The following is a 13,087-nucleotide window of genomic DNA, read 5'->3' on the forward strand; positions in this document are numbered from 1 at the left end:
TGCAGGCGGTCTATGACTACGGAGCTTATGGGGTAGAATTGAAAAACAACCTCAAGCGCCTTTGGTGGGAATCCATGACTCGCGTGCAGGACAATATCGTCGGAATTGATGCCTCTATTTTTATGCATCCGACTACTTGGAAGGCTTCCGGCCACGTGGATTCTTTCAACGATCCCATGATCGACAACAAGGACAGCAAAAAGCGCTACCGTGCCGATGTGCTGGTAGAAGAACATGCCGCCAAACTCGAAAAAGAAGGTGAAGCCGAAAGAGGGAAATCGTTAACTGCAGCGCTTGCCCGTTTATTGGAAGCTGAAGATTTGGACGGAGTCCGTGATCTGATTACCAACGAAGGTATCAAATGCCCGATCTCCGGAACCTCCAACTGGACTGATGTTCGTCAATTTAACTTAATGTTTTCCACGCAAGTTGGATCTGTAGCAGAAGATTCCTCCACCATTTATTTGCGTCCGGAGACAGCACAAGGCATTTTTGTCAACTTTCTGAATGTGCAGAAGACTGCACGAATGAAGGTTCCTTTCGGCATTGCACAGATCGGAAAGGCCTTCAGAAATGAGATCGTTGCCCGTCAGTTTATTTTCAGAATGCGTGAATTTGAGCAGATGGAAATGCAGTTTTTCATCCGCCCCGGCACCGAAATGGACTGGTACGCCTTCTGGGCAGAAACGCGCATGAAGTGGCATTTGGCTTTGGGTACCCCTGCGGAAAAGCTCAAAAAACACGATCACGAAAAACTAGCCCACTACGCAAATGCAGCGATGGACATTGAGTTTGAGTTTCCATTTGGCTTCAAAGAAGTGGAAGGCATTCACTCCAGAACTGATTTTGACCTGAAAAGCCATCAGGAATTCTCCAGAAAGAAGCAGCAATACTTCGATCCTGAGATCAATCAGAATTACATTCCTTATGTGATTGAAACCTCAATCGGAGCGGATCGACTATTTCTCTTGACCCTTTGCAATGCATATACTGAGGAAAATTCAGAGGAAAAAAGCAGAACTTATTTGAAATTCCATCCCGCTATCGCTCCTGTGAAAGCTGCGATTCTTCCGATTGTGAAGAAAGACGGCTTACCTGAAAAAGCAAAGGAAATTGTGGAATTGCTGAAATACGACTTCAATATTATCTACGAAGATGCGGCTTCGATCGGAAAGCGCTATGCACGTCAGGATTTGATCGGCACTCCATTCTGTATTGCTGTGGATCATCAGACTTTGGAAGATAATACCGTCACTATCCGGCACAGAGATACTACTGAGCAGGAGCGCGTGTCTATCTCTGAACTTCATGGAAGAATCGCGGAGGCGACGAGCTTTAGAAGGATATTTGAGAAGCTTTGATTTCGGATTTCGGAATTTTGATTTCGGATTTAAAAAAGCCGTCAGATTGATTTCTGGCGGCTTTTTTTATTTCATCGCTGAGACGCTGAGGGCGGGAAGTTATTTTTGGGAGAAAAGATTTTGAATATTAAAAGATCTGCGAAAATCCGCGACTTTTTCAGCGAAAATCTGCGTGAAATTGCCGTAATCAATTTTCAATTTCCAAACCCACTGATCAATTTTCAAGGACGGATGCCCCATCTTGAGAATTGATCATTGCTATTTTGGTTATTCCCAATCCCTTCCTTCTTCTCGAAAAATCCCCCTTACCCCCTTTTACCAAGATTCTTTCCCAAAACTAAACTTGAACTCAAAGGGGGAGTTAGTCTCAACGAACCTCATTGCAATCACTACCACTTGTAAATTGGACATTGACCATTGGTAATTGCTCATTGTCAATCGTGTCTATCATCTTGATACTTGTGTCTAGCGTCTTGATACTTCAAAACTCAATCTTCCCCTTTTCCTCCCCTTTTCCCAAAAGTAAACTTCGTGGAGATTTGGATTGACTATAGACATGGACGATGTTCTGTTGTCCGTTGAAGTCATTCAGTAGGATGGTGTTTTTGACTTCTATAGACTTCGGGATTTCAGTTGCGGAGGATTCAATATAAAACCACGCCGCATCTTCCTCCACTTCATAGCCCAGATAATTCAAGGTTAATGACTTCCCGTTGACCGCTAACTGATTATGTTTTAGCAAATATTCCCTGATTTGGCCATCCAGCTTTGCCTTATCTTTCGGATTGAGAAAATCCACTTTTTCTTTGAATTCATTACCCAAAGCGAGCTCCAGATCATCCCAAAAAATCTTCTGGGCGATCTCCATTTTCTTGCTGTTAGGATTGAACCTGATCTCAGTCAAGCTGATAAAGAATGGATGCGCTTTGGCAATCAACAGAAGTACAATCCATGAAATGTAAAGATGTTGCATTTAGTCAGGGCTTTCCGCCTTTTGTGGGAATTATACTGTATTTTCGCCGCAATTTACTTCTTTAGCAGTACCAAACCCCAAATATGAATTCTTTTCAATTGTATTTTAAACTCGGATTACAGCACATTCTGGATATTCAGGGTTTTGATCACATTCTTTTCGTATTGGCACTTTGCGCGGTCTATGTAGCTAGAGACTGGAAAAAAATCCTGATTCTCGTCACTGCTTTCACCATAGGGCATTCCCTCACCTTGGCTTTGGCCACTTTCAATGTCATTCAAATCCGGGCTGATGTGATCGAATTCCTTATTCCGGTGACTATTGCCTTTACGGCTTTGATTACACTATTCAAACCAAAACCAAGTAGCGGGAAGGGTATTCAACTGAATTACCTGTTTGCGGTTTTCTTTGGACTGATCCATGGTTTGGGATTTTCCAACTACCTCAAAGCACTTCTGGGCAAAGAAACCAGTATCTGGCAGCCCTTGCTTTCCTTCAACATTGGGCTGGAAGTGGGCCAAATCATTATCGTCGCGGCTTTTCTGCTGTTGACTTCCTTGGTCAACTTGGCAGGAGTTAACAGGAAAGAGTGGACACTGGTCGTGTCAGCATTTGTCTTGGGTATCGCCTGTATGCTGATGTTAGAGACCAAATTTTGGTAACCATACTTTATGAACAGAACCTTTCCAGTCTGGTTATTAGACTGTTTTATAGAATAATCAACGAGTAAAAAATATGATAAAAAAATTACTTGCAATCGCAGCAATTGGTCTTGTGGGAACTGCTCCTGTATGGGCACAACAGCCCGAGCAAAATCACGCAGTCCGTTTTGAGCAGTTAGGCACAATGCTCCGCACGCCTAACGTTTACCGAACTGCCTCCGGAGCTCCGGGACACATGTATTGGCAGCAGCAAGCCAACTATTTGATCAATGTCGAGCTCAACGACGACAATCAGTCCATCAAAGGAAATGAGACTGTTACATACATCAACAATTCCCCGGATCAGCTGACTTACCTTTGGCTTCAGCTCGATCAAAATAACCGAAGCAAAGACTCTGACACCCCAAAAGTCACCGAATCCAGCCTCAATCCTCAAATGAGCCTACGCCAGCTGGATGGGATTCTTTGGCACTCCGATGACTATGATCTGAAGATCGCTTCCATCAAAGATGGCAATGGGACCCCCTTGAATGTAGCCATCAACAAAACCATGATGCGTGTGGATCTTCCACAGCCTCTAAATCCCGGTGAAACCTTCAGCTTTACCATCGATTGGAGCTTCAACATTCACGACCGAATGGGCTTCATCGGCGGACGTCCGGGCTATGAGTTTTTCCCAAAGGACGGAAACTACCTCTACACCATGGCAGAGTGGTTCCCAAGAATGGCGGTCTACTCCGACTTCCAAGGATGGCAAAACAAGCAGTTCCTCGGAGCCGGTGAATTTGCTTTGACTTTTGGAAATTATGAAGTCCGCATCACCGTCCCTGCAGATCACATGGTCGGAGCAACTGGAGTGCTTCAAAATCCGGAAGAAGTGCTTTCCTCCACCGAACTTGACCGATGGAACAAAGCAAAAAAGACTTACGATGAGCCGGTGATCATCCGAACTCAAGCGGAAGCTGAATCTTTGGAGAAAAAGAAAGCCTCCGGCAAAAAGACCTGGATTTACAAAGCTGAAAATGTCCGTGATTTCGCATGGACTTCTTCCAGAAAGTTCATCTGGGATGCCATGGCAGTGAAGCAAGGCGGAAAAGACGTCATGGCGATGTCCTACTACGGCAAGGAAGGCAATCCACTTTGGGAGCAATATTCTACCAAAGTAGTAGCCCACACCATCAAATCTTACTCAGCACACACGTTTGATTACCCCTACCCAACGGCCATCTCCGTGGAAGCAAGTAACGGAATGGAATACCCGATGATCTGCTTCAACTACGGACGTCCGGATGCGGATGGCACCTACTCCGAAGCGGTGAAATACGGTATGATTGGAGTAATCATCCATGAGGTTGGTCACAACTTCTTCCCTATGATCGTCAACTCAGACGAGCGACAGTGGACTTGGATGGACGAAGGATTGAACACTTTCATGCAATTCATGGCCGAGCAGGAATGGGACAGAAATTATCCTTCCCGACGAGGTGCGGCTCACAAAATAGTTCCTTACATGAGAAGCGAAAAGAACACATTGGAGCCGATCATGACTAATTCTGAAAACATCATTCAGTTTGGTCCAAATGCGTATGCAAAGCCAGCTACCGCCCTGAATATCCTTCGTGAGACTGTCATGGGCCGTGAGCTATTTGACTATGCCTTCAAGGAATATGCAAGAAGATGGATGTTTAAGCACCCAACTCCGGACGATCTGTTCAGAACGATGGAAGACGCATCGGCTGTGGATTTGGATTGGTTCTGGAGAGGTTGGTTCTACGGAACTGACCCAGTCGATATTTCCATTGAAAATGTCACTTGGTTCAAGTTGGACAATAGACCTCCTGCAGAGCGAGCTGCAGAAGCAAAAGCTACCTACGACCGAGAGGAAGATTACGTCAGCCGTGAATTCAACAAAACAGATGTAACTCAGACTGTCTTGGAAGCGGATCCAAAAACCCGTGACTTCTACAACAGCTACAATCGATTTGCGGTCACTCCAGAAGATGATGCCAAATACAAGAGTTTCGTAGCTAGCCTCAGCGAGCGGGAAAAAGCCGTGTTCAACAGCAATATGAACTTCTACGAAATGACGTTCAGAAACGTGGGAGGATTGGTGATGCCATTGATTATCGAATTCCACTTTGCTGATGGTACTTCGGAGATTGAGCGAATTCCAGCCGAGATCTGGAGAAAAAATGAAACACAGGTGACCAAAGTTTTTGCGAAGCAAAAAGAAGTGGTTCGCTTTGTACTCGATCCCAAGCGTGAAACCGCCGACATCGACGAAAGCAGCAACTATTGGCCGCGACAATATCAGCCGAGCCGTTTTGAACTATTCAAAAGTAACGGTGCAGCACGTGGAGCCTCAACCGGTGATAATCCGATGAAGAAGGCTCAGAAAAAGTAAAGAGTTGGATGACCGATGTCCGATGACCGATGTTTCGGCTCCTGGACGCTTTGGAAATCAAAGACAAGCAAGTCAACTTAAAAAAATCAAGCCCCGGGGGAGATTTCTTCGGGGCTTTTTGCTTGGATAGACCTGACAAGTTTTGAAAACCTTGCAGGTATTTTTTTTCAAAAACCCTCAAAAATACCCTATATAGGGTATTGACATTCTCCCCCCCCCCCCACGTATTTTTCAAACTAAAAACCTTATGAGAAATCTTATCTTTTTCGCATATGTCCTGCTTTTTTGGAGCTGTGAAATGCAACCCATCGAAGAGTTGGCGATAGAGCCTGATACAATTGAGCAAATTCAGGGCCCTTACCAAGTGACACGAGTAAGCAAAAGTACTTTCCTTTCATTGGGTAAAAAGTTGCAAAAACGAATCGGTTTTAATGTAATTGAATCTGCCCAAATGAGGCAAATTTCGGATTTCACCTTTGATCTGGAAGCATCCCAACTGACTACAGATACATTAAAGCGACGAACTTACACTGTCCCTTTTCTGGCAAAAGGAGATAAGTACAGCACGTTTAATCTGGTATTGGTTGCTGACAGTGTGGACAATGTGTTGGATCAGTATGTACTTCAGTATGAATTTGACAGCATTCAATACCAAGATTTTGAGGTGACGAAAGATTTACTTGCTTCCGGTGTGACCATCAAGCGCTTTCCCTTCTCCAGCTTTTTTAATGATTCCAATCCAGGATTTTTGGAACGATGTGACGGAGTATTTGACAGCAATGGAGATCCAGTGACCTGTGATCAGGTAACAATTGATTATGGCTCAAGCTATGGAGGAGGATCTGGTGGAAGTGGCGGAAGCCTTTGGATAACACCTGGAGGAGGAGGTGGAACTTCTTCTGGAACATGTTCTTGGACACTTTCTTGGAGTCCTTGTTCCTGCATGAATCACATGCACACTTGTGGTTGCAATGACCCTACAAGATATCCAATTATTACAATTTCATGTAGTGACGCTCAAATGAGAAAATTTTCCATTTCAGGTGCAGCTAATATGACCTGCATGGATTGTTCAGTTTCAGATTTCGGATCTCCTGCCTTTACGCTTACTAGAAATGCTACTCAAATCGACAACTTACTTACTGATTTTAATCTTTCAGATTGGCACATGGCCTATTTGAGTTTGAATGATGCGTTTTCAACGGAATTTAAATCCCTCCTTCAGTCAGAACTCAATCTAGACCAAAAAGCTGCAATGATTACTCTTGCAGCCCAAATGGAAGGAGTTTTGTCTAGTCAAATGAATCAGAATTTTGGACTAGCTGTTGATCATCTAGTAGAGGGAAACTTGATTGACCCAATAATCCTTCACTATTACTCAATTTTTATAAATACCAAAATCGCATACCTAAAATTTGAGAACCCTACTAAGTATAAAAATCCTGATGGCAGTTGGAAAAAGTACCTTTTATACTATGATGCTAACAAAGAAGCTCTTCATTTTACTCTTGATATATTGGGTCTAGTACCAGAATTAGGGGAGCCTGCCGATTTAATAAATGGTGTTCTTTACGTAATTGAAGGTGACGGAGTCAATGCTACCTTAAGTGTTGCGTCTAGTTTGCCATTCCTTGGTTACATTACTTCTGGACCAAAAATCGGATTTAAAGTAATTCAATCTGCGACTGACCTACAGAGCAAACAAGTAATCCGATGGATCCTTGATAGGGAGGGTTTTATTACCTTTGGAGATAGAAGTCAACTTAGGAGCATGTTTCCAAACATTCTAACAACGGAACAAGCACATCATATTATTCCTTGGTCTACAGCAATTCAAAAGCATTCAGTTATTCAGGAAGCAGCGAAATCTGCAAATGCGTTTCACATGAATGAAGTGCTTAATGGAATACCAGTTGATTCTTGGAGAAATCAACCAAATCATGATATATATAATAATCTAATTCTTTCACGATTAGAAATGATAAAAAATGACTTCCCAAATGAGACACCTGATTTTTATTATCAAAAAGTAGCCGAATTAATTAACAAAGCCAAGACTGCAATACAAGCCAATCCTAATGTACACTTAAACCAAATTAACTTCCGATGAACTTCTTTCAAGTAATGCCAAATTCTGAAAATTTATCGTCTGAAGATTTAATCAAGAACTATTTACTTCCATGTCATAAAGACGATCCCGATTTTCTTGGAAATCATCCTAATTATTCTTGGATAGAATTCAAACCTAAGATCCCGATAATTGAAATTTCTGACTCACGAAGAATACCATCACTTTTCTATTCTGGAGGCATGCTTTCAACAAGATTAATTATGTCCAATGCCTTAAAGGAAATAATGGAAGAAGTTAACGCAAATTCCAAAATACAATTTTTCCCAGCCGAATTAATTCAAAAAAATAAAGAGATTAATGATTATTGGATTACTAACTATTTCAAATTCAACGACAATTGCATTGACTTTGACCAAAGTTCTTTTATAGCAGAAGTTTCTAGAAGTACTGGCAATCCATTCATTCAATTAACATTTGCTCACGAATATGAAAAAAAGAAATTTCTTGATCTTGAAAACTATAAGTCCTTTAAGGCAGAACTTAAATTAAAAAAAGGAAGTATTTCCCCTGAAAAACTTTCTATTAAAAAAACTTGCTCCCAAGATGTTCTTTTACTGAAAGAGATTTTTATTCCTGACATAATAATCTCTACAGAATTGAAAGATCGGATAATTGATAGAAATATTTTTGACATTGAATTCAAACCTCTAGAACTATCTGAAGAAGAATGGTATGGTCCTAATGGCATCCGAAAGCAGTTTTACAAATAATATGGAATTCAGCCTAGAACGGTTTTGGGCTGGATTCTCTTTTTCAAAGTTCTTGTAATATGAAACGAAAAACCTGGCCCAGTTTGGAAGAATGGGTAGAATCCGAAACAGAACTCAAACGGAAAATTACAGAACTGTACGAGTCCGAACTTTCTCCCGAAGAGCAAGCACGGAAATCACTTAACTATCTCTTGAATACTTATGATTTGCCCCTGACTCCGATGGATGTGGAGGGTCGGGAATGGGAAGATGCCGGGGATTCTTGGTATCTGCCAATCTCGATGTTGGAGCAAGTGGCACAGCTGAAGTTTGTAGAACCTGACAATAATGATCCTCGCTATCTGGTGCTTAATGCGGCATACTTGATTCATCACAAGTTGATTATCGATCTTTCTCAAGAGCTTGGGGAATTTCTCGTTGAGGATGAATTACAGGGGTTGGGTTACCGGGGAGAGGATATCCTAGAAGCTGAGCTAATTCCTGTAAAAAAAGGAGAAAGCTGGTTTGAGTTGGGCTGCACTTATTTCACAAAGGAAATGGTCTAAAAGTAGAATTCCGGTCGGTGAGGACATCGGCCGGGGAGTTAATTTGAATACAGCCCCGGGGGAGATTTCTTCGGGGCTTTTTGCTTAGATAGACCTGCCAGGTTTTGAAAACCTGGCAGGTCTTTTCGTGAAACCACCTCTAATCCATAGACGGGAAATATCTCGCACTATTTTGGGTTAAATTGCAAGTATCTAAATAGCAATCAACCCTAAAAACCCATTGCCATGCAAACAAAAAACCTATTTTCTATTGCCTTACTGGCCTTCTTTGCCTTCTTGACCTCAAGCTCCTTTGCTCAGGGGAAAAGAGATTTCTATGAACTTCGAACGTACCATATCGAAAATGCCAATCAAGAAAGTCAGCTGGACACCTATTTTGAAAAGGCCCTATTACCTGCGCTTCACAGAAATGGAGTAGAAAAAATTGGCGTATTCAAACCAGTCGCTTCTCAGCCTGATGCAGGAAAAAGGGTTTACCTCTTTATTCCCTATTCATCCATGAAAGTCTATGCAAAAATGGAAGGAAAGCTCAGCAAAGATCAAACCTATCAGACTGCTGGATCAGCTTACATCAATGCGCCTCACGACAATCCCCCCTACAAGCGAATAGAAACTTCTTTAATGCAGGCCTTTACCGGTCAACCTCGGTTTACTGAGTCAAAAGTGACCAGTCCAAAGAAAGACCGAGTGTATGAGCTAAGAAGCTACGAGAGTCAGACGGAAAAACTTTACAAACAAAAAGTCAAGATGTTCAACTCCGGTGAAATGGACATTTTCACCAAGCTGGATTTCAATCCGGTGTTTTATGGTGAGGTAATCGCAGGTGCAACTATGCCCAATCTGATGTACATGACCACTTTTTCCAACATGGAATCTCGGGATGCCCATTGGAAAGCCTTCGGAACTGATCCTGACTGGGACAGAATGAAAGTGATGCCTGAATATCAAAATATCATGAACCGAAATGATCAGCGGCTTTTGTATCCTACTGAATATTCAGATTTCTAAAACAAAAATGGCCGGCGATTGTCGGCCTTTTTTATTCCAAAATGGGCTTCATTGCCCGCCCTCCGAATAAATGTGGATGCAATAATCACGCAAAGACGGAAAGGCGCAAAGTCTTGGCGGCTTTGGCGGCTGAAAAAACCCTACATCCAAGAGCGAAGCGAACACCTCAATGACCTTGAAAAAGCATCCCGAACCAGAATCCATGAAGTTCACTTCCAGCTCAAATCCCTCAACCTCTTTCCTTTTTAACCTTTGTGGTAAAAATCACTTTGCGTTCCTTTGCGGCCTTCGTGGCTAAAAAAAATAACCACAGAGAGCGGGAGAAAAATGGAGATTGTTATAAGAAATCTGTGTCCATCCGTGACTTTTTCTGTGATCATCTGTGGGACAAAATCTGCGAAGATCAGCGTCTTTTTCTGCGTAAATCAGCGGGAAATACTGACACCGTCTTAAACTTAAAAACCTAAGAGATTTTTGTGGTAAAAAACCCTTTGCGATCCTTCGTGTCCTTTGTGGCAAAAAAACTTTGTTGTAAAAAACCTTTTTGGACTGAGGTAAAAACAGATCGTGCCTTCAGCACTCTAATCAGAATCTTATCCTGTAATCCCGGCATTGCATACCGGGCTGTCACAGTACGTGCCTTTGGCACTATTTCGCAGTGAAGAGCGAAGCGAACACCTCTGCGACCTTGAAAAAGTCTTCCTGAGCCAGAATCCATGAAGTTCAATTCAAGCCCAAATCCCTACACCTCTTCTTCTCAGTGAACTTGGTGGTAAAACCCCTTTGCGACCCTTCGTGTCCTTTGCGGTAAAAAAAAAACTTTGTTGTAAAAAACCTTTTTAGACTGAGGTAAAAACAGATCGTGCCTTCAGCACTCTAATCAGAATCTTATCCTGTAATCCCGGCATTGCATACCGGGCTGTCACAGCGCGTGCCTTTGGCACTTTTTCGCAGTGAAGAGCGAAGCGAACACCTCTGCGACCTTGAAAAAGCATCCCGAGCCAATAATCTTTGAAGTTCAATTCAAGCCCAAATCCCTACACCTCTTCTTCTCAGTGAACTTGGTGGTAAAATCCCTTTGCGTTCCTTAGCGGCCTTCGTGGCTAAAAAAAATAACCACAGAGAGCGGGAGAAAAATGGAGATTGGTATAAGAAATCTGTGTCCATTCGTGACTTTTTCTGTGATCATCTGTGGGACAAAATCTGCGAAGATCAGCGTCTTTTTCTGCGTAAATCAGCGGGAAATACTGACACCGTCTTAAACTTAAAAACCTAAGAGCTTTTTGTGGTAAAAAACCCTTTGCGATCCTTCGTGTCCTTTGTGGCAAAAAAACTTTGTTGTAAAAAACCCTTTTTGGACTCAGGTAAAAACAGATTGTGCCTTCAGCACTCTAATCAGAATCTTATCCTGTAATCCCGGCATTGCATACCGGGCTGTCACAGCGCGTGCCTTTGGCACTTTTTCGAAGTGAAGAGCGAAGCGAACACCTCTGCGACCTTGAAAAAGCATCCCGAGCCATTAATCTTTGAAGTTCAATTCAAGCCCAAATCCCTACACCTCTACTTCTCAGTGAACTTGGTGTTAAAATCACTTTGCGTTCCTTCGTGTCCTTTGCGGCTAAAAAAAATAACCACAGAGAGCGGGAGAAAAATGGAGATTGTTATAAGAAATCTGTGTCCATCCGTGACTTTTTCTGTGATCATCTGTGGGACAAAATCTGCGAAGATCAGCGTCTTTTTCTGCGTAAATCAGCTGGAAATACTGACACCGTCTTAAACTTAAAAACCTTAGAGCTTTTTGTGATAAAAAACCCCTTTGCGACCCTTCGTGTCCTTTGCGGTAAAAAAAAACTTTGTTGTAAAAAACCTTTTTGGACTTAGGTAAAAACAGATCGTGCCTTCAGCACTCTAATCAGAATCTTATCCTGTAATCCCGGCATTGCATACCGGGCTGTCACAGCGCGTGCCTTTGGCACTTTTTCGCAGTGACGAGCGAAGCGAACACCTCTGCGACCTTGAAAATAGCCACCCAAGCCAATAATTCATGAAGTCCTTTTCAAAAAACACCTCCCCCGATCTCTTTTTTCTCAGTGAACTCTGTGGTAAAAAACCCTTCACTTTTGAAGTGCCAATAAAATCCCCTCAAACATCTCCACTCCCGTCCCGATCAACTCATCCGGAAAATCATAGGTCCCTTCATGAAGCTGCGGACAGTTTTCACCCGCTCCCAATCCAAATAGGAATGATGGGCAAACCTGAGAAAACAAGCCAAAATCCTCTGACCAGCGAAAGGGTTCCGGCTTTTCCACCAGACTGAGCCCCAGATTTTTGGCGGTTTCTTCTACCAATTGATAAAGCTCCGGGTCGTTGACTGAGACGGCAAACTGCTCCACAAAGCCAAATTCCACGCTTAATCTTTCCGATTCAGCCACAGCTTGGGCTTTTGCCTTCACTTTTTCAATCAAACTATCCAACTCCTGCTGATCAAATGCCCGCAAAGTCATACTCAGACTTCCCTTACCTGCACTCGTCCCAAAAGCCAAACTTCCGAGCTCCGCGTGAATCAAAGTAAGTAAGGCAAATCCCTCCGCTTCCTTTGGTAATTGAGGCAGTTCTTGAATGAGCTTTGCCAAAGCTTGTGCAGGATTGATCCCAGCTTCGGGATGAGCAGAGTGAGAGGTTTTTCCTGTCAAAGTAATAGTCATTCCGGTACTTCCAGCGGCAAAAGTCCCATCTCGCATTACGATCTGATGCATTGGATAGCCGGGTAGATTATGCAGCGCAAAAGCAAAATCAGGTTTTATCTGCTCAAATCTCCGATCTTCCAAAACAGCCTTGGCACCATCTCCTGTTTCTTCGGCAGGTTGGAAAAGCAGGACAACTTCTCCTTTTTCAGGTCGGTTCTGAGCTAGTTTTTCACCCAAACCGCAAATAATCGCCATGTGGCCGTCATGCCCGCAGAGATGACCTTTGCCTTTGGTCTGACTTTGATGTGGACTTTCCTTCAGGTCCTCGATCGGCAAGGCATCCAATTCACAGCGGAAAAGAAGACGCTTTCCAGGCTTTTTCCCTTTGAAGACAAAAGCTAGGCCTGTACCGCCTAACTTTTCATAAACTTGATCTGGTTCCAGTGGTTGAAAAAAATCTAAAATCCGCTGGGCAGTTTGGCTTTCTTCCAAAGCAACTTCGGGAAATTGGTGGAGCGTATGTCGGAGGTGGATCAGATTATTCATGGAATTGTGTTTAAGTCAACTTTTCCAAAGTTCAAACTTTGGAAAAGTTTAGGGTTTTGA

At 42.9% G+C, this 13,087-nt stretch carries 9 protein-coding genes; 7 read left to right on the top strand and 2 right to left on the bottom strand.

Translation table 11 applies throughout. The annotated features are described in order from the left end of the window. The coding region (locus Q8M62_RS04420; RefSeq protein ID WP_305668041.1) for a glycine--tRNA ligase at positions 1 to 1,361 on the top strand (1,361 nt) is incomplete at its 5' end. Positions 1,362 to 1,842: 481 nt separating this feature from the next. Here the strand turns inward: Q8M62_RS04420 and Q8M62_RS04425 are convergent. Continuing rightward, the gene (locus Q8M62_RS04425) at positions 1,843 to 2,334 is read right to left on the bottom strand and encodes a DUF6702 family protein (RefSeq protein ID WP_304899511.1); all 492 of its coding nucleotides are present in this window, start codon (positions 2,332 to 2,334) and stop codon (positions 1,843 to 1,845) included. 83 nt (positions 2,335 to 2,417) lie between these two features. On the opposite strand from Q8M62_RS04425, the gene Q8M62_RS04430 reads away from it, so the two are divergent. The 6 genes from Q8M62_RS04430 to Q8M62_RS04455 all read left to right on the top strand — a co-directional run bounded on the left by Q8M62_RS04430 (position 2,418) and on the right by Q8M62_RS04455 (position 9,794). Then, the gene (locus tag Q8M62_RS04430) at positions 2,418 to 2,996 is read left to right on the top strand and encodes a HupE/UreJ family protein (protein ID WP_304899512.1); all 579 of its coding nucleotides are present in this window, start codon (positions 2,418 to 2,420) and stop codon (positions 2,994 to 2,996) included. A gap of 73 nt (positions 2,997 to 3,069) precedes the next feature. Further along, positions 3,070 to 5,400 carry a M1 family metallopeptidase gene (locus Q8M62_RS04435; RefSeq protein WP_304899513.1) on the top strand — a complete coding sequence of 777 codons (2,331 nt, stop codon included), beginning with the start codon at positions 3,070 to 3,072 and terminating at the stop codon, positions 5,398 to 5,400. Positions 5,401 to 5,647: 247 nt separating this feature from the next. Further along, positions 5,648 to 7,510 (top strand): AHH domain-containing protein, encoded by a 1,863-nt coding sequence (locus Q8M62_RS04440; protein ID WP_305668042.1) that lies wholly within the window; start codon positions 5,648 to 5,650, stop codon positions 7,508 to 7,510. After that, the gene (locus Q8M62_RS04445; RefSeq protein WP_304899515.1) at positions 7,507 to 8,241 is read left to right on the top strand and encodes an imm11 family protein; all 735 of its coding nucleotides are present in this window, start codon (positions 7,507 to 7,509) and stop codon (positions 8,239 to 8,241) included. Before Q8M62_RS04440 ends, Q8M62_RS04445 begins: the two co-directional genes overlap by 4 nt. 59 nt (positions 8,242 to 8,300) lie before the next feature. Further along, complete coding sequence (locus Q8M62_RS04450) at positions 8,301 to 8,786, top strand: hypothetical protein (RefSeq protein WP_304899516.1); 486 nt, start codon at positions 8,301 to 8,303, stop codon at positions 8,784 to 8,786. A gap of 225 nt (positions 8,787 to 9,011) precedes the next feature. Beyond that, positions 9,012 to 9,794, top strand: a complete 783-nt coding sequence (locus Q8M62_RS04455; RefSeq protein WP_304899517.1) for an NIPSNAP family protein — start codon at positions 9,012 to 9,014, stop codon at positions 9,792 to 9,794. A 2,114-nt stretch (positions 9,795 to 11,908) separates the two neighbouring features. Here the strand turns inward: Q8M62_RS04455 and Q8M62_RS04460 are convergent. Beyond that, positions 11,909 to 13,027 (bottom strand): amidohydrolase, encoded by a 1,119-nt coding sequence (locus Q8M62_RS04460; RefSeq protein WP_304901704.1) that lies wholly within the window; start codon positions 13,025 to 13,027, stop codon positions 11,909 to 11,911. Positions 13,028 to 13,087 lie beyond the last annotated feature (60 nt).

The sequence above is a fragment of the Algoriphagus sp. genome (genome assembly GCF_030694375.1).
Classification (GTDB): Bacteria; Bacteroidota; Bacteroidia; order Cytophagales; family Cyclobacteriaceae; genus Algoriphagus.

Excerpts from the sequence above, each read along its gene's own strand:
- Q8M62_RS04425 (WP_304899511.1), bottom strand. The coding sequence starts at position 2,334 with ATGCAACATCTTTACATTTCATGGATTGTACTTCTGTTGATTGCCAAA.
- Q8M62_RS04430 (WP_304899512.1), top strand. The coding sequence starts at position 2,418 with ATGAATTCTTTTCAATTGTATTTTAAACTCGGATTACAGCACATTCTG.
- Q8M62_RS04435 (WP_304899513.1), top strand. The coding sequence starts at position 3,070 with ATGATAAAAAAATTACTTGCAATCGCAGCAATTGGTCTTGTGGGAACT.
- Q8M62_RS04440 (WP_305668042.1), top strand. The coding sequence starts at position 5,648 with ATGAGAAATCTTATCTTTTTCGCATATGTCCTGCTTTTTTGGAGCTGT.
- Q8M62_RS04445 (WP_304899515.1), top strand. The coding sequence starts at position 7,507 with ATGAACTTCTTTCAAGTAATGCCAAATTCTGAAAATTTATCGTCTGAA.
- Q8M62_RS04450 (WP_304899516.1), top strand. The coding sequence starts at position 8,301 with ATGAAACGAAAAACCTGGCCCAGTTTGGAAGAATGGGTAGAATCCGAA.
- Q8M62_RS04455 (WP_304899517.1), top strand. The coding sequence starts at position 9,012 with ATGCAAACAAAAAACCTATTTTCTATTGCCTTACTGGCCTTCTTTGCC.
- Q8M62_RS04460 (WP_304901704.1), bottom strand. The coding sequence starts at position 13,027 with ATGAATAATCTGATCCACCTCCGACATACGCTCCACCAATTTCCCGAA.